The organism is Pseudofrankia sp. DC12 (assembly GCF_000966285.1).
GTDB lineage: Bacteria > Actinomycetota > Actinomycetes > Frankiales > Frankiaceae > Pseudofrankia.
This window is the reverse complement of the sequence record NZ_KQ031391.1, coordinates 5,606,497-5,626,868: the sequence shown is the minus strand read 5'-3', so window position 1 is coordinate 5,626,868 and position 20,372 is coordinate 5,606,497. Positions and strand designations below refer to the sequence as shown.

Annotated in this window: 23 protein-coding genes and 1 pseudogene; 9 read left to right on the top strand and 15 right to left on the bottom strand. The window is 72.1% G+C overall.

Annotated features, from left to right (window positions below):
• The first annotated feature begins 162 nt into the window (after window positions 1–162).
• Window positions 163–1,818 carry a right-handed parallel beta-helix repeat-containing protein gene (locus FRADC12_RS22655; RefSeq protein ID WP_232303967.1) on the top strand — a complete coding sequence of 552 codons (1,656 nt, stop codon included), beginning with the start codon at window positions 163–165 and terminating at the stop codon, window positions 1,816–1,818.
• Between the two features lie 290 nt (window positions 1,819–2,108).
• Window positions 2,109–2,468, top strand: a complete 360-nt coding sequence (locus tag FRADC12_RS22650; protein ID WP_198153006.1) for a Rossmann-fold NAD(P)-binding domain-containing protein — start codon at window positions 2,109–2,111, stop codon at window positions 2,466–2,468.
• A gap of 87 nt (window positions 2,469–2,555) precedes the next feature.
• Here the strand turns inward: FRADC12_RS22650 and FRADC12_RS22645 are convergent, their stop codons facing one another.
• On the bottom strand, window positions 2,556–3,818 hold the full coding sequence (locus FRADC12_RS22645; RefSeq protein ID WP_045878148.1) for an amidohydrolase family protein: 1,263 nt from the start codon (window positions 3,816–3,818) through the stop codon (window positions 2,556–2,558).
• Between the two features lie 116 nt (window positions 3,819–3,934).
• Between FRADC12_RS22645 and FRADC12_RS22640 the strand changes: the two genes are divergently transcribed.
• The gene (locus tag FRADC12_RS22640; protein ID WP_157488989.1) at window positions 3,935–4,894 is read left to right on the top strand and encodes an AraC family transcriptional regulator; all 960 of its coding nucleotides are present in this window, start codon (window positions 3,935–3,937) and stop codon (window positions 4,892–4,894) included.
• A gap of 3 nt (window positions 4,895–4,897) precedes the next feature.
• Here the strand turns inward: FRADC12_RS22640 and FRADC12_RS22635 are convergent, their stop codons facing one another.
• From FRADC12_RS22635 to pabB, 4 genes are all read right to left on the bottom strand, one after another.
• Window positions 4,898–6,133, bottom strand: coding sequence for an MFS transporter (locus FRADC12_RS22635; RefSeq protein WP_045878147.1), 1,236 nt, complete (start codon window positions 6,131–6,133; stop codon window positions 4,898–4,900).
• Window positions 6,134–6,606: 473 nt separating this feature from the next.
• A complete protein-coding gene (locus tag FRADC12_RS22630) occupies window positions 6,607–7,068 on the bottom strand; it encodes a TerD family protein (protein ID WP_045878146.1) in 462 nt (153 codons plus the stop codon).
• Between the two features lie 87 nt (window positions 7,069–7,155).
• Complete coding sequence (locus FRADC12_RS22625; RefSeq protein WP_045878145.1) at window positions 7,156–8,043, bottom strand: bifunctional 5,10-methylenetetrahydrofolate dehydrogenase/5,10-methenyltetrahydrofolate cyclohydrolase; 888 nt, start codon at window positions 8,041–8,043, stop codon at window positions 7,156–7,158.
• Window positions 8,044–8,339: 296 nt separating this feature from the next.
• Window positions 8,340–9,500, bottom strand: coding sequence for an aminodeoxychorismate synthase component I (gene pabB / locus FRADC12_RS22620; RefSeq protein WP_052711096.1), 1,161 nt, complete (start codon window positions 9,498–9,500; stop codon window positions 8,340–8,342).
• 361 nt (window positions 9,501–9,861) lie between these two features.
• Between pabB and FRADC12_RS22615 the strand changes: the two genes are divergently transcribed.
• Window positions 9,862–10,125 (top strand): GlsB/YeaQ/YmgE family stress response membrane protein, encoded by a 264-nt coding sequence (locus tag FRADC12_RS22615; RefSeq protein WP_045878144.1) that lies wholly within the window; start codon window positions 9,862–9,864, stop codon window positions 10,123–10,125.
• A 209-nt stretch (window positions 10,126–10,334) separates the two neighbouring features.
• Here the strand turns inward: FRADC12_RS22615 and FRADC12_RS22610 are convergent, their stop codons facing one another.
• From FRADC12_RS22610 to FRADC12_RS22585, 7 genes are all read right to left on the bottom strand, one after another.
• Complete coding sequence (locus tag FRADC12_RS22610; RefSeq protein ID WP_084011116.1) at window positions 10,335–10,799, bottom strand: nuclear transport factor 2 family protein; 465 nt, start codon at window positions 10,797–10,799, stop codon at window positions 10,335–10,337.
• Entirely contained in the window at window positions 10,792–11,367 is a 576-nt protein-coding gene (locus FRADC12_RS33400; RefSeq protein WP_502685319.1) for a nuclear transport factor 2 family protein, read from the bottom strand. Before FRADC12_RS33400 ends, FRADC12_RS22610 begins: the two co-directional genes overlap by 8 nt.
• Window positions 11,271–11,471 carry a hypothetical protein gene (locus tag FRADC12_RS33395; RefSeq protein WP_045878143.1) on the bottom strand — a complete coding sequence of 67 codons (201 nt, stop codon included), beginning with the start codon at window positions 11,469–11,471 and terminating at the stop codon, window positions 11,271–11,273. Before FRADC12_RS33395 ends, FRADC12_RS33400 begins: the two co-directional genes overlap by 97 nt.
• A 108-nt stretch (window positions 11,472–11,579) precedes the next feature.
• Complete coding sequence (locus FRADC12_RS28675) at window positions 11,580–12,197, bottom strand: TetR family transcriptional regulator (RefSeq protein WP_052711095.1); 618 nt, start codon at window positions 12,195–12,197, stop codon at window positions 11,580–11,582.
• An 86-nt stretch (window positions 12,198–12,283) separates the two neighbouring features.
• Window positions 12,284–13,258, bottom strand: a complete 975-nt coding sequence (locus FRADC12_RS22595) for an aldo/keto reductase (RefSeq protein ID WP_045878142.1) — start codon at window positions 13,256–13,258, stop codon at window positions 12,284–12,286.
• A gap of 60 nt (window positions 13,259–13,318) precedes the next feature.
• Window positions 13,319–14,233, bottom strand: a complete 915-nt coding sequence (locus FRADC12_RS22590; RefSeq protein WP_045880052.1) for a M56 family metallopeptidase — start codon at window positions 14,231–14,233, stop codon at window positions 13,319–13,321.
• A gap of 4 nt (window positions 14,234–14,237) precedes the next feature.
• Complete coding sequence (locus tag FRADC12_RS22585; protein WP_045878141.1) at window positions 14,238–14,642, bottom strand: BlaI/MecI/CopY family transcriptional regulator; 405 nt, start codon at window positions 14,640–14,642, stop codon at window positions 14,238–14,240.
• Between the two features lie 207 nt (window positions 14,643–14,849).
• On the opposite strand from FRADC12_RS22585, the gene FRADC12_RS22580 reads away from it, so the two are divergent.
• Both FRADC12_RS22580 and FRADC12_RS22575 read left to right on the top strand, forming a co-directional pair.
• On the top strand, window positions 14,850–15,926 hold the full coding sequence (locus FRADC12_RS22580) for an undecaprenyl-diphosphate phosphatase (protein WP_045878140.1): 1,077 nt from the start codon (window positions 14,850–14,852) through the stop codon (window positions 15,924–15,926).
• Between the two features lie 74 nt (window positions 15,927–16,000).
• The gene (locus FRADC12_RS22575; protein ID WP_045878139.1) at window positions 16,001–16,774 is read left to right on the top strand and encodes a DedA family protein; all 774 of its coding nucleotides are present in this window, start codon (window positions 16,001–16,003) and stop codon (window positions 16,772–16,774) included.
• 53 nt (window positions 16,775–16,827) lie between these two features.
• Here FRADC12_RS22575 and FRADC12_RS33390 read toward each other — a convergent pair.
• Window positions 16,828–16,965 (bottom strand): annotated as a pseudogene (locus FRADC12_RS33390) (LacI family DNA-binding transcriptional regulator); the annotation flags it as partial.
• A gap of 44 nt (window positions 16,966–17,009) precedes the next feature.
• Between FRADC12_RS33390 and FRADC12_RS22570 the strand changes: the two are divergent.
• On the top strand, window positions 17,010–17,219 hold the full coding sequence (locus tag FRADC12_RS22570) for a substrate-binding domain-containing protein (RefSeq protein ID WP_045878138.1): 210 nt from the start codon (window positions 17,010–17,012) through the stop codon (window positions 17,217–17,219).
• Between the two features lie 65 nt (window positions 17,220–17,284).
• Here the strand turns inward: FRADC12_RS22570 and FRADC12_RS30320 are convergent, their stop codons facing one another.
• Complete coding sequence (locus FRADC12_RS30320; RefSeq protein ID WP_502685280.1) at window positions 17,285–17,434, bottom strand: hypothetical protein; 150 nt, start codon at window positions 17,432–17,434, stop codon at window positions 17,285–17,287.
• Between the two features lie 113 nt (window positions 17,435–17,547).
• On the bottom strand, window positions 17,548–17,763 hold the full coding sequence (locus tag FRADC12_RS31650) for a hypothetical protein (RefSeq protein ID WP_157488988.1): 216 nt from the start codon (window positions 17,761–17,763) through the stop codon (window positions 17,548–17,550).
• A gap of 67 nt (window positions 17,764–17,830) precedes the next feature.
• Between FRADC12_RS31650 and FRADC12_RS22560 the strand changes: the two genes are divergently transcribed.
• Both FRADC12_RS22560 and FRADC12_RS22555 read left to right on the top strand, forming a co-directional pair.
• Window positions 17,831–18,904: a TolB family protein gene (locus tag FRADC12_RS22560; protein WP_045878136.1), complete on the top strand. Its 1,074-nt coding sequence runs from the start codon at window positions 17,831–17,833 to the stop codon at window positions 18,902–18,904.
• A gap of 182 nt (window positions 18,905–19,086) precedes the next feature.
• A complete protein-coding gene (locus FRADC12_RS22555) occupies window positions 19,087–20,298 on the top strand; it encodes a cytochrome P450 (RefSeq protein WP_045880051.1) in 1,212 nt (403 codons plus the stop codon).
• Window positions 20,299–20,372: the final 74 nt, after the last annotated feature.

The window sequence follows — 20,372 nt, the reverse complement described above, 5'->3', positions numbered from 1 at the left end:
GATGGTGCTGTTTCGACCTGCGAGCACGGGCCAGCCGGCGTCGGCAGCCAAGCTGGACAAGTGGGCGGTTTCCCACCGGACGCGCCAACCGGGTACGCTCACGGCCGGCTGTCGCCGGACCCGGTGTATACCACCCAGACCGGCCGGGCGATGATGTCCCGTATGAGGCCGTCCACGCAGCCCCTGATCCTGGCTCTCGTCGCGGGCCCCAAGCGGGGAAAGGCGTCCGGTCGACATCGGCGCCGGACCCGACGTACCCGGCGGATACTCGCGACCGTCGTCGCCACGATGCTCGCGCTGGTGTTCACCCCGCATCTGGCCTCGGCCGCCGTCCCGCCGTCGTTGACCATCACGCTTTATGACACGGATACGGCCGTGGTCGGTGGCACCGGGTTCCCGGTCAAGTCAACGGTGAAGCTGCACGCCGACCTCGCGTATCCCGATGGCACGGCCTATGCGGGCGACGGAACCATCGGCACCGACGGGACCGGCCATTTCCTGGTCGGGTTCATCCTGCCCGAGCATCTCGGCAGCGGCGGCAAGCTGACGGTCACGGCCACCGCGAAGGGCGCGCCGACGCAGGACGTGACGCTGTCCCTGAGCGCGGGAGCGCCCATCAACGGGCCCGAGCTGACGCCGTCCCTGCAGCCGTCGGCCTCCGCGCCGGCCGGCGGGGCGCCGAACACCACCACCGGTGGTAGCACCGGCGGCGACCGGCTGCGCGGCGGGACCACCGACCTGGGCAACACCGCCGCCTACCCGAACGCGCCACTCATCCCCGCGCCGCTGAAGATCCCGGCCGGCGGCGTGAGCGTGCCCGCGGGCTCGGACCTGCAGTCCTTCATCGACAGCCACGGCGCCGGCACCCAGTTCAACCTGGCCGCCGGCACCTTCAGCGGCCCCGGTGTCATCCACCCCAAGGCCGGCGACAAGTTCTACGGCGTCAAGGCCGGCCCCGGCGGGACGAAGCTGGTAGGCCTCGGCATCCAGCGGCCGAACGGCAGCGCGGACAACGTCGAGATCCACAACATCAGCATCACCGGCTACTCCGACTCCGGCCGCAACGGCGCGATCGACAGCAACCTGCACGAGTCCGACGCCGCCAGCGGCTGGAAGCTCACCAACTCGGAGATCTACGGCAACTACCTGGGTGCCTCGATGGGCATGAACTCGCTCGTCGAGAACAACACGTTCCACGACAACGAGTGCAAGGGCGCCGCCGGCGGCATGGACGGCACCATCTGGCGCTACAACCAGTTCATCCACAACCGGCTGCCGGACGCCAACGACCCCGGCGGTGACTGCGGCGGCGTGAAGATCACCGTCGAGACCAACAACCAGTTCATCGGGAACCTGTTCTCGGACAACGGCCACCCGTCGGGCCTGTGGATGGACGCGTCGTGCCACGACAACACGTTCACCAACAACATCTCGTACAACAACGACGGCTCCGGGTTCACCGACGAGACCGGCTACAGCAACACCTTCAAGAACAACATCGCCGCGGGTAACGGCTCGAACGAGCCGGACGGCTGGCGGAAGGTGGGCATCGTGATCCAGAGCAGCGGGCGCGACACGGCCACCGGCAACTTCGCCTGGAACAACAACGGGGCGTCGATCACCATCTACATGGAGGACCGGCACGATGCCAGCGGCACCGACCGGACCGCGAACAACACGGTGACCAACAACACCGTCGACGTCGCAACGAAGATCATGAACGTCAACACCAACGGGCCGAACACCACCTCGGGCAACGTGGTCAAGGTGATCGCCAACATGCTGATCCCCCGCCTCGCGGCCGGCCCGCAGATGTGAGGGACGCCAGGCGACACCGTTGAGCGGGTCTGCTGGCCGGCGACAGCCCGGCCAGCAGACCCGCTCAACGCTCGATCGCCGCGATGACCGGGCCGACGCGCAGAATGCCGTCGGTCAGCGGGGTGCAGCGAATCCCGCCCTTGCCGCGCAGGGCGGCGCGTGCGCCGGGGCCGATGGTGGCGTCCAGCCAGGCACACGGGTTCGCCCGCCGGTTGCCCCCAGCCGCACCGGGCCGTCGCCCGAGTCGAGCACCAGCACGGTCCCGACGAGATGTCAGTCGCTACCGACCGATGCGGGCCTTTGCGAACGCGAAACTCGCCAACGTCGCCTTCGCGGCCGAGCTACCGGGACACCTACCCGGCGTGCGCGCGGTGTCCTTCCACCCCGGCCTGATCCGCTCGAACTTCGCGGCGGGCAGCGCCCCGGTGATCCGGACCTTCATGCGCTCGCCGGCGCGGGCGCTCATGCGCTCGCCGGAGCAGGGCGCCGACACGCTGGTGTGGCTCGCGACCGCCGACGAAGGACAACTCGTCGACGGCGCCTACTACATCGACCGGAAACCGGCGCCCCGCAACCAGGTCGTCGACGACCCGGAGTTCCGCCGCCGGCTGTGGAGCCGCACGGCCGAGGCCGTCGACCCGGCCCGGTGACCGGGGCGGCTCCGGATGACCCGGAGCCGCCCCGGTCCAAGCCGGTCAGGCCGTGGCGGTCAGGCCGTGGCGGTCAGGCCGTGGCGGTCAGGCGGTGGCGCCGTGCTTCTCGGCGTAGCGGCGGGCCCACTCGGCACGGGGCACGACGGCCGTCTCAACGTCCATCGCGGTCGACCGCAGGGCCCCGACCGTCGCCTTCTCCTTCGGGATCACCGCGAACGGGTCCCAGTTGAAGAACCGGCTGGCGTTCTGCCAGGTGATCTTGTCGATCTCCGAGTCCGCCGCCCCGGCGTTGTTCAGCTCGTTCAGAACGAACTCGGGAGCGGTCGGCCAGATCGAGTCGGAGTGCGGGTAGTCGCACTCCCAGGCGATGTTGTCGATGCCGATCTCGTTGCGCAGCTTCAGCGCCGTCGGGTCGGTGACGTAGCAGGCCAGCGTGTGCTCGCGGAACACCTCGCTGGGCAGCTTTCCGCCGAAGTCGCGGCGCAGCCAGCGCTGGTTGGTGTAATGCCGGTCGCAGCGGTCCAGGTAGAACGGGATCCAGCCGATGCCACCCTCGGAGAAGGCGAACTTCAGGTCCGGGTAGGTGCGCATCGCCGGGCCCCACAGGACGTCCTGAGCGGCCAGCGCCGAGATCTGGCAGGCGAGGATGATCAGGTTGTCGATCGGCGCGTCCGGGGCGCCCTTGATGGCGCCGAAGCCCTGGCCGATGTGCAGGCACCACACCAGGCCGGTGTCCGACATCGCCTGGAAGACGGGGCCCCAGTAGTTGAGGTCGTGGTAGCTCGGCAGGCCTTCGATGTGGGGCTGCTCGGGCATGGTGACCGCCCGGCAGCCCTTGGCCGCCACCCGCTTGATCTCGGCCACCATCAGCTGCGGGTCCCAGGTCGGCACGAGCGCGATCGGGATGAACCGGCCCGGGCAGGAGGCCGCCCACCCGTCGATGTGCCAGTCGTTGTAGGCCTCGATCATCGCGACGGTGATCTCGTCCTTGTAATGGGTGAGATGGCCAGCGGAGAAGCCCGTGAACGTCGGGAAGCACATCGACGCGAGGATGCCGTTGCGGTCCATGTCGCGGACCCGGTCGTGGATGTCGTAGGCGCCCGGGCGCATCTCGGCGAAGCTCGCCGGGTTCTTGTCCCACTCCTCGGCGGGCCAGGAGACGACGGCGTTCAGGCCGGAGACGCCGGTCGGGCGGCCGCGGTAGATCCACCGCTCGATCCCGTCCTCGCCCTTGGCCACCTGGGGCGCAAGGTCGGCCCACTTCGCCGGCACACGGCCGGCGAACATGTCGGGCGGCTCGACGACGTGGTCGTCGATGCTCACCAGGACCATGTCCTCGATGTTCATCTGGGAGTTCCTCCTCGGGCGCGGCCGGGCCGTACGAGTGCCTCGTGGGTCAGCCCCTCCGCGGCCTGGATCACGGTGTTGGCTGGACCTCCCACCTAGTTGTACGCTGGCCAGCCATGTCCGTCTCCGCACGTTCGGCCAGGAACCCTGCAGAAACGGCCAACCTCGCGGTGGCCGTCACTGTGCCAGGCCACACCGGAACGCTGCGATTCAGCGGGGCCACGCTCCCCAGCGAGCTCGACCTGATCGGCGTCCACGTCGGCGCGATCGACCTGCGCCGCGGCGGCGAGGCTCTCGGCGGCGGCTACCTGTACGAGGGCCAGCGCCTGGTCACCCCCTGGCACTCGCACGACCTGCACCAGATCGAGTACGCCGTCTCCGGCGTCGTCGAGGTCGAGACCTCCGGCGGCCGCTACCTGCTGCCGCCGCAGCAGGCCGCCTGGCTCCCGGCCGGCCTCTCGCACCAGGCGACGATGAACACGGCGGTGCGGACGGTGTCGGTGATGTTCGACCCACGCATCGTCCCCCGGCCCGGCGACCGGGCCCGGATCGTCGCGGTCTCGCCACTGATCCGCGAGATGATGCTCTACGCGCTGCGCTGGCCGATCGCGCGGACCGAGAGTGACGACGTCTCCGACGGCTTCTTCCGCACGCTCGCGCACCTGGTGGCCGAGGCGCTCGACCACGAGGCCCCGCTGAGCCTGCCGACCTCGGCGGACCCGCTCGTCGCGGCGGCGATGGCTTACACCAGGGAGAACCTCGACACCGTCACCGCGGCCACGGTGAGCCGGGCGATCGGGGTGTCCGAGCGGACGCTGCGCCGCCAGTTCGCCGCCGAGCTGGGCCTGTCCTGGCGGGCCTATCTGCTGCAGGCGCGGCTGTTGCGAGCGATGGCGCTGCTCGCCGAGCCGGGGCCGTCGGTGCTGGACGTGTCCCTCGCGGTCGGCTTCGAGAACGTCAGCGCCTTCGCCCGGGCCTTCGCCCTGCGGGTGGGCGAGACCCCGTCCGCCTACCGCCGCCGGGTCGCGGCCGACCCGAAGCCGACCGGCCGGCCGGAGATCGTGCCCGCCGGGTGATGGTCAGTCCCCGGCCGGGCTCGGGACGAACCGTCCGACCTCCCCGTTCGGCAGGCCGACGGCCGGGCCGGTACCGCCCGGTCTGCCCGATCCGGCGAGCCGGCGCCCCAGCACCCGCCAGAGCGCGTACTGCAGCACCGCCAGCAGCAGCGCGGCCGGGGGCAGCGTCCACGGCCCGACCAGCTGGATGACCGTGCCCATGAGCCAGGGGAACAAGGCGCCGCCAGCGACCCCGCCAGCGCCCAGCGCGCCGATCGCGGTCGGCACCAGGCGGGCGTCAGTCAGCCGGTGCATGATCGACATCGTGGTCGGGTAGACCGGCCCGAGGAAGAAGCCCAACGGGACGAAGCTAAGGCTCGCCAGGCCCGAGGTGGCGGGGGCGGCCCACAGCATCGCGCAGCTCACCGTCGTCCCGACCATGCAGACCGACAGCAGCTGGGTCGCCGACAGGCGCAGCCGGGTGGTCGCCGGCGTGGCCATGAACCGGCCGGCCGTCAGGCCGAACCAGTAGCCGCTGGCGGTGTAGCCGGCAAGCAGGCCGGACACCGATCGGGCGTCGACCAGGTAGGTGTAGCCCCAGTTTCCAAGGCCCTGTTCCAGGCCGACGTAGAGGCAGAGCATGGCCCCGGCCCACAGCACCAAGGGCTGGCGCACGACGGCGAGCAGCGCGTGCCGGCCGCCGCGGCTCAGGGCGGCGGGCGCGGGCCCGTCCGCGCCCGCCGCGCTGCTGGCGACGACGGCGCCGGGGTGGGCGACCAGCAGCGGATCGACGTCACGGGCGGGGAACGTGAGCCAGCCGATGGCCGCGGGAGGCAGAGCGAGGACTGCCATGATCATCATCACCGCGGGCCAGCCGGTCACGGTCAACAGGCCGGCCGCGGCCAGCGGGCCGAGCAGCGCGCCGACGCCGAAGTAGGCGTGCAGCCGGTTCATCACCGCCGTGGCCGACGGCAGCCCGGCGACGTACGCGTTGAGCACGCCCTCACAGGAGCCGGACGCCGAACCGACGACGAAGCTGGCCAGGACGAGCACCACCAACGGCGGCCGGCTGGCGGACAGCAGGCAGGCGCCGCCGAGCACGACGCTGGCGGCCAGGATCATCCGCCGCATGCCGAACCGGTGGCCGAGCGGCCCGACGACCGCGCTGGCCACCACGAACCCGACCGAGTTGGCGACGAAGGTGGCCCCGATCGCCGCCTGGTCCACCCCGTAGTCGCGCATCTGCGCGGGCAGCAGCACCCCGGTCGCGCCCAGCCCGATGCCGAAGATGACGAACAGGTAGTAGGAGAACCAGACCGACCAACGGTTCCGGTCCGAGGCCGCGCGAATGGTGCCTCCCCTGCTCGTCCCGCCGGCCGGAGGCCCCGACGAGGCGACGCCGGACGGTTGGCCGGGAAACTGGCCAGCAACAGTTCACCACCGCGACCGGGCGAGCGGCTCCGCGATCGGGGTGAGAACCGTCAGGACCTGCGCTGTTCAGCTGGCCTTGGCCCGCATGGCCGACGCGGCCTACCGAGGGAACGCAGAGCAGGTTCTTGCCGGTCTTGACCTCGACCAGGCCGGTCCAGGGCCGTTGCCCTGGCCGCTCGGCCTGGATGACGCCGTCAGGACGGTATGCGCCGCCGTTGAGGGTGAAGGGCACCTCGGTGAACGTCGTGAGCCTCGCTCCGCGCGGCCCGCGCATCCGGTCGAGGAAGACGGCGCCCAGCTCGTCAACGCCAGCCAGCACGGCGAGCAGCGCGGAGGTCGCCCGCCGTTCCTGCTCCTGCGCGCCGCCGATGCCGGCGACGGGGAAGAGCCGGGCCGGCTGCCAGCCGCGCGCGACGCCGCCCTGCGGCCGCATCAGGGCCTGCGCCGCCGCGGGCGCGTTGGCCAGACCCGGGATCCTCGATGACGTCGGCGAAGCCGGTGAACCGTTCGGCCTCGAAGGACACCTTGCCGCGCAGCCGGACGGCGCCGTCGCCACCCGCCTTCTGGTTGTAGAAGACGAGGTCGTCGTTGGACCGGGCCCTGCCGTCGTCGCCGATCAGTACGGCGCTTACGTCCGCGTCGAGCCGCCGTCCCCGCTCGACGCCCCACTCCAGCATCGCGGAGACCGAACCCAGTTCGTCAGCGAGCGCGCTAAGGGTGACGTTCGCCCCCTTGCGCAGTGCCGCGACGGCAGCAGCGCACATAGCGCGCCATCGTAGGACATAGATCTCGATACGCCTCGTCCGGGCCGCCACCGGCGCGCCGGCCCGGCGGACGTGCCCTGACCAGCCCTACCGCGTGCCGGTGGCGACGCCGGTGCGGCGGGGGCGGCCCGTGCGGGCAGCCTCGCGGGCCTGGGCCGCCCGCATCGTCTGGTCGATCAGGACGGCGATCGTCATCGGGCCGACGCCGCCGGGCACCGGGGTGATGTACGAGGCCCGCTCGGCGGCCGGCTCGTACTCGACGTCGCCGCTGTTGTCGGCGTAGCCGGCGTCGACGACGGCCGCACCCGGCTTGATCCACTCGCCTCGGATGAGAGCGGGGCGGCCGACGGCGGCGACGACGACGTCCGCGCGGGCGACGTGGTCGGCCAGGTCGGTGGTGCGCGAGTGGCAGTAGGTGACGGTCGCATTGCGGGCCAGCAGCAGCATGCCGACCGGCTTGCCCAGGATCGGGCTGCGCCCGACGACGACCGCGTGCCGGCCCGCCAGCGGGATCTCGTAGGCGTCGAGAAGGGCCATGATCCCGCCGGGGGTCGCCGAGTGGAACCCGCCCTCGTCGAAGGCCATCATCGCGAACGAGGTGCGGGTGACGCCGTCGACGTCCTTGGCCGGGGCGATCGCCTCGAACGCGGCCCGCTCGTCGATGTGGTCGGGCACCGGGTGCTGCAGCAGGATGCCGTCGACCTCCGGGTCGGCGGACAGCTCCCGGATCCGTTCGACGAGCGTCTCGGTCGAGATCGACGCGTCCAGGTCCAGGCGGCGCGACTGCATGCCCACCTTGGCGCACCGGTTGGCCTTCATCCGGACGTAGGTGTGCGAGGCCGGGTCGTCGCCGACGAGCACGGTCGCCAGCACCGGGACCCGGCCGTGGGCCGCGACGAACTCCGCCACCTCCCGTTGCACCCGGTCGAGGATCGCCGCCGACTGGGCACGGCCGTCGAGGATCTGCGCGGTCACTCGGTCTCCTATCTGAGGCGGCCAGGACGCCTTGTCGTCTGGGCCGGGCGCGGGCCGCGGGGCGCTGGGGCACGGGCCGCTGGAACGCGGCGGTCGGGTCCCGCGTCACAGCCGGCCCGGTCGTCGCAGTGCCAGGCTACGGCGCAGGCGAGCTCGGGTGCGCCACCCAGAACGGGCCTCCGAGGGTCGATTGGAGCTCAGTCATCCGCCCCGGTCGCGATCTCGAGCGGGCGAGCGATCGCGACGGAGGCCTGGGCCTGGCAACCGAGGACCCGGACCAGCGCCAGCCGCCCGACTCAGCGAACGAGGGCCGAACGGGCCAGGCGGGTCAGAACCCTGGCCTTGGCGCACAGCTCGGCGTACTCCGCGGCCGGCTCCGAGTCCCAGGTGATGCCGCCGCCGGTGCCGTAGTCGACGTGGCCGGTGGCGCGGTCGAGGACCGCGGTGCGGATGGGGACGCTGAACCGGGCCTGGAACCGGGCGCGCGGCGGGGCCACCAGGCCGAGGGCGCCGCAGTACACCCCCCGCGGGCCATCCTCCAGCTCGCGGACGATCTCCATCGTGCGCCGCTTGGGCGCCCCGGTCACCGAGCCGCAGGGAAACAGCGCCCGGAAGACGTCGACCAGCCCGACCTCCGGTCGCAGCCGTGCCGTGACCCGCGACGTCAGCTGGTAAACGGTCTCGAACCGCTCAGCCCGGCACAGCGACGTCACCCGCACCCCGCCGGTCTCGGCGAGCCGGGCGAGATCGTTGCGCAGCAGGTCGACGATCATGATGTTCTCGGCGCGTTCCTTCTCGCTGGCCCGCAGCGCCGCGAGGATCGCCGCGTCCGCCGCCGGGGTGGCGCCGCGCCCGGCCGTGCCCTTCATCGGCCCGGTCCGCACGTCGCGGCCGTCGACCTCGAAGAACAGCTCGGGGCTGGCGCTCGCGACCACGAACCGGCCGGTGTCGACGAACGCGTTGTAGGCGCCGCGCTGGCCGAGCGCGAGGTCGGCGTACAGCGCGCGCGGGTCGCCGTCCGCCTCCGCCGTCAGCCGGGTGGTCAGGTTCGTCTGGTAGGTCTCGCCCGCGGCGATGTACCGGCGGACGGCCTCGACCCGGTCGCGGTGGGTGTCCTCGTCCCAGGCCAGCTCGCAGTGGCCGAGGTGGTAGGCGCCGCCGTCCGCCGGCCGCACCGGCGTGACGACCACGGGCGCGGAGCAGACGCCGAACCAGGCCAGCGGCAGCCCGGCCACGCCCGGGTGGACCGCGAGCCCGGGGTCCAGGCCAGCCGCGGCCTCGTAGGCGAGGAATCCGTACGCCCACCAGCCATCGGTGGTGGCCCGCTCCAGCTCCGCCAGCAGCGGCGCGACCTCAGCGGGCCGGCTCGTCTCCAGGACGAAGGCGGGTGGCCCTAGCTCCCAGGCCACTCCGGCCCGCAGGTCGTCGAACCGCGCGGTGGGGTGCGAGCGTTCCATGACACCTCCGGCGCGGCGCGGGCGGACCGGGACACTTCCTCAGGGTAAGGACAGTCGGGCCGCCCGGTAGGCGCCGCCCGCCACGTGTTGATCGCGGCCGCGGCCCACGGCTGGCCGGATGAGTGCGATTTCGCGGCGGTCGCGCGGCCGGCCCGGATACTCGCGGTGACGCCGGCGGGCCTGTGCCGATACCTCGACCGGTCGCCAGGACCGCCAGAAGGTGCTATCTCACGGGCCCGACGCGCAACGCGATGTCAGATTGAGGCGTTACACCTGCAAGCGCGGGCGAAGACGATACTGTCCGGCTTCGTACCATGCCTCCCCGACGGCGGTGGGGCCAACGCGCGGAAGCGAGAGTGCCATGTTCCAAATCATCTGGATCATCATTGCGGGTCTGATCATCGGGGCACTCGCGCGGCTCGTCCTGCGTGGACGCCAGAGCCTCCCGATCTGGCTGACGATCGTCGCCGGCATCATCGGCGCGCTGATCGGGAACGTGATCGCCAGCGCCGTCGGCGTCGGGCACACCGGCGGCGTCGACTGGATCCGCCACATTCTCCAGATCGCGGTCGCGGCCGGCGCCATCGTCATCCTCCAGCCCATCTGGCGGTCAGCGCGCCGCTGACGACGCGGCCGGCACCACCCGCCGGGCCAACGCAAAACGGCGTCCTCCGCACGGAGGGCGCCGTTTTCGTGTCGGGCGCTTCCCATTTCGTTTGCCGCGCCACATCTCAGCTCAAACGGCGCAGTTTCCGAGCGCGACGGAACGTACACGGTGCAATCTTCGCCGACGCAGACGAGGCCGGGCCGTCGCCACCGCGAGGAACTGGAAGCTCAGGCGTCCGCCCAGTCGGGGAGGTCGATGCCGTGAACCGGCGACTCGAATCCCGGTTCGGGCCAGACGACCAGCCCGTCGCCGGTGACGAAACGGCACACGACCGAATGGATCCGCCAGCCGTCGGCCGTGCGCACCACCTCGTCCCGATAGAGGGTGTGGCGCAGCGAGCCGTTGTGCCGGTTGACGAACAGCGCATTGCGGGTGGTGCGGACCCGGCCGGGGCCGACCGGCTCGATGACCGGCGGGTTGGCGAGGTGGGTCCCGCGCTGCGCGGTCCGCATCAGCCGGCGCAGCCCGTCGTGGCCACGGTAGGTCCGCCCGTCGATGTCGAAGCCCGCATCGGAGGTGAACAGCCCGACCCAGCCGTCGATGTCCGCGAGGTCGAGCAGCACGCAGTACCGCGCCAACAGATTGGTGATGGCCAGCTGGTCCACCGGCGGCAGTTCCTCAGCATCAGCCACGCTCGCTCCTGTCCACGCGGTCCGCCTCAGGAGGCGCCGGGGACCGCCCTCGGGCGGGCGACGCGCCGTCACCCGGGGGAGGTCGACAGCCGGCGCGCTGGCCCGGCCGTCTCCCGCCCGCATGTCCTGAGCAAGATGTGATGTGCATCACCTCAGTGTAGATGGCCGGCCCGCAGCCGCCAGCCTTTCTTGGCAAATCCCGACCTGGACCGGGCAGCCGGGGGTCGCCGAAGGCCATTGACTCCTGCCAGCCGGGCGGCGCCGCGGCCAGCAGCGTCCTGAAGTCCCAGTAGTCCCGCCACAGCGTGATCACGCTGTCCTCGATCCGCTGGACGGAGACGAACGGCAGGGTGACCTTCCCCCCGGTGGGCCAGCCCCAGCGCTCCTCGTGCTCGGTGATGACGAGGTCACCTTCGGCGACGACGCGGGAGCTGCCGTGGCTGTACTCGGACAGGCCAGCGAGCGCGGTCCTCAGCCAGCCTCGATGTGCTCCGGGCCGCGGGCTGCGGCCGCAGCGGTCGTCGGCACGTCGTAGTAGATCGAGTCGGGCCCGAAGAAGGCCCCGCAGCCGCGGCCAGTCCCGTGCGTACAGCGCGTCCCACAGCCGGCCGCCACGCCCCGGGGGGCCAGCAGGTCTCGCGGGGCAGCCATCGTCGGACTCGGATCGCCCATCGCCGTCACCTCGTCAACCAGCCGAGTGGTGCCACCAGCCCGTTGACCTGACGACCCGTCAGGTCTGAGAAGCCAACATCCGCGCGGCCACGACGCAGGTGGTCCGGGCTAACGCAGGTCCGGCAGGGTCGCGAGAGCGTCGAGAAGCGTCTCGGACAGCGAGCCGTCGCCGCCACCGGCGACCCAGCGCTCGAACGCGTAGCTGACGACGCCGGAAAGGGCCGCCGCGTATGCCCCGGCGCGGGCGTCGTCGGGTGCGACCCCGAGCCGCGCGCAGACGGCGGACTGGAACGACACCGCGGTACTCACCGCGCCACGGGCTAGCGCCAGCAGCACGGCTTCCGGCAGGCGATGCACGGCTAGGCCCCAGGTCAGCAGCAGCTCTCGATCCGCCTCGCGCTCGGTGCCGCGCTCCGCCTCGGTCTCCCGGACTGCCGCCGAGAACGCCTCGACCAGCGACTCGTGCGCCGGCCGGTCGCGGACCCTGGTGCAGAGGATCTCGGTCAGGGTTCGCGGCAGCGCGGCGAGCACCTCGTCGCGGCTGCCGAAGTAGCGGAAGAACGTGCGCATCGAGATGCCGGCCGCCGCCGCGATCCGCTCGATCGTGACGTCCTGCGGAGCCTCCTGGGCGAACAGCGTCAACGCGGTGCGTTCCAGATGCCGGGCCACCCGCTCACGCCGCAGCTCCCATCCGTTAGGACGGTGCACCAGGGTCTCGACGCTCATGAGTCCGCATCATGCCGCACCGGGAGGCCGCGGACCCGGCCCAAACGGGCCGAACCCGCGGCCGTCCGACCTACGCACCAGTCGGGTTACCAGCGGTTATGAACGAGCCCGCGGATCCGCTCGTCGTAGATCTCGCGGATGGCCGTAAGGGTGGCGGCGTCCAACGGCGGTGCCGCGGCGGCGCCCGCGTTTTCGGCCGCCTGCGCCCGGCTGCGGGCGCCGGGGATGACAGTCGTGACGCCAGGCTGGTCGATCACCCAGCGCAGCGCGAGCCGGGCCGGATGGTCCGACAGCCCGGCGAACGCCCGGGCGGCCGCGACACCGGTCGGGAAGTCCACACCGGAGAACGTCTCGCCGACGTCGAAGGCCTCGCCGTGCCGGTTGAACGACCGGTGGTCGGACGGGTCGAACACGGTGTTCTCGTCGTAGCGGCCGGACAGCAGGCCCGAGGCCAGCGGGACGCGAGCGAGGACGCCGACGCCGGCGGCCAGCGCAGCCGGCAGGAAATCCTCCAGCGGTTTCTGCCGGAACGCGTTGAGGATGATCTGGACGCTCGCGACATGCGGCCGGCGGATCGCCGCGAGGCCCTCGGCCACCGTCTCGACGCTCACGCCGTAGCTCGCGATCCGCCCCTCCGCGACCATCGTGTCGAGCGCGTCGTACACCTCGCCGCCGGTGACCACCGAGGTCGGCGGGCAGTGCAGCTGGACCAGGTCGAGCCGGTCGGTGCCCAGGTTGCGCCGGGAGCGGTCGTTCCAGGCCCGGAAGTTCGCGAGCACGTAGTTCTCCGGCACCTGCGCGAGCCGCCGGCCCATCTTGGTGGCGACGAAGACGCCGCTGCCCGGGTGCTCCCGCAGGAACCGGCCGATGAGCTGCTCGCTTCGGCCGTCTCCATAGACGTCCGCGGTGTCGAAGAGCGTGACGCCCTGCTCGACGGCGGCGGCGAGCACGTCGAGCGCGCTCGCCTCGTCGACGGCACCCCAGTCGGCACCCAGCTGCCAGGTACCGAGCCCGGCCACGGACACCGGCCGGCCGGTGCGCCCCAGAACCCTCCGCTCCATGCCCGCGATCCTAGGTGCCGGGTGCGACAGACCGCTCCCGCCCGGGCCGGGGCGGGCCCGTCAGGTGCCGTGGCGTGGGTAGCGGGCGAACTCGAAGAGTTCGTGGACGTCGTGCCCGGCGAGCAGGGCGCAGACCGCGGCGACGGCCAGGACCAGCAGCGGGGCCGCCGCCGGCAGCCAGCGCCGTCGGGGTGGTGGAGCCAGCAGCGCGGCTACGCGGTCGGAGATGTGGCCGTCGGTGAAGGCGGGGGCGGTGGCTCGCGCCGCGTCGTGGCGGGCGAGCGCGGCCCGGGCGACGGCCTGCGCGGTCAGGCGCCGGTCGCCGGTGGCGGCGGCGGCCGCCTCGTCCGCCCAGCGCTCCAGGGCGTGGTCGCAGGCGGCGACGTAGGGCCGGGCCAGCGGGCAGGCCGCGGCGGCGAGCCGCACCACGAACCGGAAGACCCAGTGCGCGTGGTTGAGGTGGCATTGCTCGTGGGCGAGCAGCACCCGGCGTTCCTCGGCCGGCAGAGCCCGCAGCATGCCCGACGACACGACGATCCGCCCGGGCCAGCCCGGCACCGCCAGCGCGGCCGGTTCCGGGTCGTCGACGACGACGAGCAGGCCGGCGCAGCGGTCGCAGCGGTAGGCCGGCAGCCAGCGGCGCGCCTCCGCCACGAGCCGGCGGGCCAGCATCGCGGCACCCGCGAGCCCGACGGCGACCGCGACCCACGCGACGACCGACGCGGCCGTCGGCACCGGGTCACCCGCGCCGACGAGCCGAGCCGACCAGCGCCCGACGGCCGCGACCGGCGGCGCCTGGCCGACCAGCAGCACGGCGAGCAGTCCGACGACGATCACCCAGACGGCGGCACCCCCCAGCGCGGAGGTCGCCAGCAGCAGGGCCGCCCGCGCCGGTGGGAGCCGGCGGGCGGCCGGGCGGGCGACCGCCAACAGCAGCAGCGCCGCCCCACCGGCCAGGCAGACAGAGAGCAGCACCGCGTCAGCCCTCGCCCCCTGGACCGGCCGCGTCATCAGCGGTCCGCGGATGGTTCAGCAGGTCACGCAGCGCCTGCTCCTCGCCGGGCTTCAGGCTGCCGACGAAGCGGGCCAGCACCCCGACCGGGTCGTCGACCTGCTCCAGCAGCCCACGCATCCGCCGGGCGGTGAACTCGGCCGTGTTCTGGGCCGGCTGGTAGAGGAACGTGCGGCCAGCGGCGGTCCGGGTCAGCTCGCCCTTGGTGTGCAGCCGGTTGAGGATGGTCATGACCGTGGTGTAGGCGAGGCCGTCACCAAGGGCGGCCTGTACCTCCCCGGGCGCGAGTGGCCGGTCGGCCGCCCACAACGCCGAGAGCACCTCCGCCTCCAGCTGTCCCGGCCGCCGCCGCGACCTGCCTTCGGAGCCCATCGTCACCCACCCAAGCTACCTGGGCCCGCGCCACCAGCGGTACCGGTCGTCCGGGCGGCAACCGCACTGTAGTAGGTTGTAGTAGAACGGGTATGATGAGCCGGCCCAGCCAAACCACCCTTGCCAGGCGAGTACTGCCGGCCAAGCCCAGCCAGCCAGCCAGCCAGCCAGCCCCGCCTGCCGGCCCGGAACCGAGCGGAGACCCGTGTGTCCAGTGACCTGACCTATCTGCAGTCAGGCGTGATCGGTCTCCTGCAGGGGGCCACCGAGTTGTTCCCCGTTTCCAGCCTGGGGCACTCGGTGATCATCCCGGCCCTGATCGGTGGGTCGTGGAAGCACCTGGTGACCGAGAACTCGGCCGACAAATCGCCGTACCTGGCCTTCATCGTCGCCCTGCACGTGGCGACGGCGATCGCGCTGCTGGTCTTCTACCGGTCCGACTGGGCCCGTCTGATCAAGGCCTTCATACAGACGCTGCGCTCCCGGAAGATCGAGACCTCGGAGCAGCGGCTGGCCTGGATGGTCATCGTAGGGACCATCCCCACCGGCCTGATCGGCCTCGCGCTCGAGCACACCCTGCGGACGATCTTCGCCAAGCCGGTCGCGGTCTCCCTGTTCCTGGCCATCAACGGGGTCGTCCTCTACACCGGGCAGCGGATGCGCGACCGCGCCGACCGGCGCTCCCCCGCGGCCGTCGCCACCAGCCGCGACGGCGTGACCTCACCCCTGGCACCGGACGCGCGCGCGGGCGCCGAGGCCGGTTATGCCACGACGGCCGGCGGCGGGGACGCGCCGACGCTGGCGCTCCGCATTCCCGGGCGGTCCCGCTCCCGCGTGCCGGCCCAGGCTGGTGCCGACCAGGGCACCGCCCAGCCGACCGGGCGAGGCCGGGCGAAGACCCTCGAGAACCTCACCGTCAAGGAAGCGACCGTCATCGGCCTCTTCCAGTCGCTGGCACTGCTCGCCGGCATCTCCCGGTCCGGCGTCACCATGATCGGCGGCCTGTCCCGCGGGCTCAACAACGAGGACGCCGCCAGGTTCGCCTTCCTGCTGGCGACGCCCATCATCCTCGCGGCCGGCCTGTTCAAGCTGCCTGAGCTCGCCGGTAGCGAGACGAAGGGCATCCACGGTCAGATCGTCTTCGGAGCGGTACTCGCCGGGATCGCCGCCTACCTCACCACCCGCTTCCTGGTGCGCTACTTCGAGACACGTACGCTCACGCCGTTCGCCATCTACTGCTTTGTGGCCGGCGTGCTGTGCACCCTGCGGTTCGCCATCTTCTAAGCGAAGCCCGGCGGCGCCGGCCGGCCCGTCGCCCGATCCGTCACACTCACCCCGCGAAAGAGGCCTAGACGCTCGTGGAGCACTTCATCACCACCTACGGGATCGCCGCGGTGTTCGTGCTGATGGTCCTCGAGTCCGCGTGTATCCCGATCCCGTCCGAAGTCACCATGCTGGTCGGCGGGGCGATGTCGGCCGGGGCGTTCGCGGGCTCGAAGCCGAGCCTCGTCCTGGTGATCGCCGCCGGCGTGGTCGGCAACGTCATCGGCAGCTACATCGCCTGGGCCGTCGGACGGTACGGCGGCACCCCGCTGATCATGAGGTTCGGCAAGTACATCTTCCTGCGGGAACACGACCTCGACAAGGCCGAGCGCTGGTTCGACAACCGTGGCGCGGTCTCCGTCCTGGTCGGACGCCTGCTGCCGGTGATCCGGACCTTCATCTCGCTGCCCGCCGGCATCGCCCGGATGAACCCGGTCAAGTTCGGCATCTACACCACGCTCGGCTGCATCCCGTGGACCGCGGCGCTGGCCATCGTGGGCTACCAGGTCGGCGGCAACTACAAGCACATCGCCGACGACTTCCACGGGCCGACGTACATCATCGCCGTCATCGTCCTCGTGGTCGCGCTCTTCCTCGCCTACCGGCACATCAAGCGCAGCCGCGCCGCGGCGAACGCCGCCGGCGTGCCGGGAGCACCGGGCAGGCAGGACGACCGGGCCATGGCGGTCGACCGGCGCGGGCCGCGGCACCGGCGCGGCGGCGCCCCGGACACGCGGGACGTGCCGGACGAGCGCCCCGGCTCCGACCAGTGGACCGACGACCGGGACCAGACCCGCGCCCGCTGGTAGCTCCACCAACCGGCCGACGTCGGCCCGCGGGCCGTCGCGACAGCGCCGATGTCGTTCGTGGCGAAGACCGCGGTGGGCCGCTCGGCCCGGCCCAAGAAGGCCAAGGCCGCACGGCGGCAGGCCCGGGGATCCGGGTCGGCGGCGGCGACCAGTGCCGGATCGGCGTCAAGGCCGGCCGCGGCCAGCGCGTCCCGGTACCCCTGCTCGCGCGGCTGCTCGGACCAGGGGCCTCTCGGTGGTCGGCTTCGGCAACATTCCCGAGTCGGCGCTGAACGCCCCGCCGCTGACCACCGTCCATCAGCCGACCAAGGAGATGGGCCGGCGCGCGGCCGCGCTGCTGCTCTCCCTGCTGCGTGGCGAGGCGGCGCCGACGGCGCACCTCACGCTCGCCACCCACCTGGTCGTGCGCGCGTCCACCCTGCCGCCCGCCGGCCGTACCGGCTGATCCAGCGAGCCTCGGCCGGTGGGCGCACGGTCTCGGGCGCCGAACCGAGCAGGCCGCGCGGCCGGCTACAGGACCGCGCCCCGCTCCTTCAGCGCGGTGTTCTCCTCCCAGCTCAGGCCGAGCCCGAGCAGGAGGTCCTCGGTGTGCTCGCCGTGCTCGGGCGCGCGGGTCGGCTGGCCCGGCCGCCCGTCGAACTGCACCGGCGCGGTGACCATCGGCAGGCCGAAGCCGCCGGCATCGAAGTCGGGGCCTTGGGGCGAAGTGGGACCTTTGACCTCGTCAGGTCCCGGTCGCCGCCGAGTCCGGGACCTGACGAGGTTCCACCGGTCTAGGTCGCGTTCGCCGGCTGTTTGTACTGCTTGCCGTTGACCGTCGTGGTCAGGGTGCCGGTGGCGTCGAAGCTGTTGGTCAGCAGGTCGATGGAGCGGCGGAAACCATCGGGGCTGGTCCTCTTGGTGGCGGTGACGCCGCCGGTCTCGGTGAGACCGGAGAACCAGTCGACCTTGGTGACCGCCAGGCTCGGTGCCGGGTGCGAGGCACTCACCGCGCCCGGAATGGCATGGGACGGTACGGTTCGGTCCCGCTGGTCGTGAAGAACAGGGAGTGCGCAGATGACGTCGACGGTACGCGCCGGCCGGGTCCGCCGCGCGGCGCGGCCACGGCCGCTCGTCGCAGCGGTCACCCTCGCGCTGGCCGCCGCGGTGCTGGCCGCCTGCTCGTTCGGGGGTAGCTCGGCGACTCCCCCGGCGGACGGTGGCGGGCCGACGGCCTCGGACGGCCTGTCGACCAGCGCGCAGGCCACTCCGACGCTCGCGGCCGTGACGGCGGCGGGCGCGCTGGTGCTGCTCGACCCGGCCAACGGGCAGGCGACCCGGACCCTGGTATCCAGCAGCGTGGCCGGCGACGCCCTCGCGGTCAGCCCGGACGGGAAGACGGTCTACTACGAGGTCGCCACCGGCTGCCAGCACGAGATCTGGCGGGTCAGCACCTCGGACGGCACGAAGACCCGCGTCGCGGCGGCCGGCAGCTCCCCCGCGCTCAGCCCGAACGGCGAGCGCCTCGCCTACGCGACGCTGTACTTCGAGGACTACAAGGGTCCCAGCTGCTACCCGGCCAACGACCTGACCGCCGGGTACCAGGTGATCGTCGTCGACCTGGCCACCCACCAGACGCACCGCTACCCGATGGCGCCCCAGGTGGCGTCCACCGGTCTGCCCGCGCCGGTCGACCACCTCTCCTGGTCGCCCGACGGCGCCAAGCTCGCGGTGTCGATCTCCTCGGTGCAGGACAACGAGGGCTGGCAGCTGGCGATCATGAATCCCGCGGCGGACACGTCGTACTTCAAGGACGACGGCTCGACCGCGGTCCCGCTGCCGGGCGCCCCGGCGGGCACTTACTACGCCGAGGGCGTCTACCTGCCGAACGGCCACCTGTTCGCGGTACGGCAGTGCTGCGACGGCTGGCCGCCGAACACGACGAACGTCGACATGCTGGAGATCGACCCGGCGACCGGCCAGCAGGTCCGGCAGATCGCCGTCGGCCTCACCGACCGGTACCACACCAGCCTCGACGCGAGCGCCGACGGGCACTGGCTGCTGTATCTGTCCGGCAAGGACCTGGAGGTCGCTCACGACGGCGCGAAGCCCTCGATCCTCGCCACCGGATTCCTCGCGGCGGCCTGGTAGGCAGGAACCGGTGCGTTGCTCCTGACGTGGTGCTCGTGCCACGCTTCCTGCACGGCTGACGGTGTAACGGGTTCTACGGCATCGATCGCCCGGGGTCGGGCCGGTTCACGCCGTGGCCAAGGCTGTCGCCGCGCCGAACGCGCGGGCAGCCCCGCCGACGCCAGAGGATGGAGCGCCCGCGCATGACGAGCAGCGAGAACGTGACCGTCGGCCGCGACGTCTACTACGACCCCTACGACGCGGCCATCGATGCCGACCCGTATCCGACCTGGCGCCGGCTGCGCGACGAGGCACCGCTCTACTACAACGAGAAGTTCGACTTCTTCGCGCTGAGCCGGTTCGCCGACGTCGAGGCGGCGCTCGCCGACTGGAATACCTACCGGTCCGGCCAGGGCTCGGTGCTGGAACTCATCAGGGCGAACATCGAGCTGCCGCCCGGGATCATCCTTTTCGAGGACCCGCCGGTCCACACGGCCCATCGCAGGATCCTGGCCCAGGTCTTCACGCCGAAGAAGATGAACGCCCTCGAACCGAAGGTCCGGGAGTTCTGCGCCCGCAGCCTCGACCCGCTCGTCGGCGCGGGCCGGCTCGACCTCATCAAGGACCTCGGCGCCCAGATGCCGATGCGCACCATCGGCTACCTGCTCGGCATTCCCGAGGAGGACCAGGAGGCGATCCGGGACCGCTTCGACGAGGGACTGAAACTGGCCGGTGACGGGACCGAACTTCCGTCGTGGGACATGAGCTACGGCGGCGACGAGTTCGGCGCGTACATCGACTGGCGGGCCAAGAACCCGTCCGACGACATCATGACGGAGCTGCTGACCGCGCAGTTCGAGGACGAGACGGGTACGACGCGCACGCTCACCCGCGAGGAGATCCTCACCTACATCGCCCTGCTGACCGGCGCGGGCAACGAGACGACCACCAGGCTGGTCGGCTGGGCCGGCAAGGTGCTCGCCGAGAACCCCGACCAGCGCCGCGAGCTCGCCGCCGACCGCTCGCTCATCCCGAACGCGATCGAGGAGCTGCTCCGCTACGAGGCGCCGTCCCCGGTCCAGGCCCGTTACGTCGCCCACGACGTCACCCACCTTGGCCAGACCGTTCCCGAGGGCAGCGTCATGGTCCTGCTCAACGGCTCGGGGAACCGCGATGAACGCCGCTACACCGACCCCGACCGCTTCGACATCCGCCGCGACGTCGGGCGTCATCTCACCTTCGGTTACGGCATCCACCACTGCCTCGGCGCGGCGCTGGCCCGCCTCGAAGGCCGGGTCGCCCTCGACGAGGTGCTCAGGCGCTTCCCGGAGTGGGAGGTCGACTGGCCGAACGCCGTGCAGGCCCGCACCTCGACGGTCCGCGGCTGGGAGACCCTCCCCGTCATCACCGGCTGACGCCGCCAGCCGCCACCCGGCGGCGCCCGAGGCCTGACGCGCCGACTCACCCGCGGGCCCGATTCCGTCGCCGC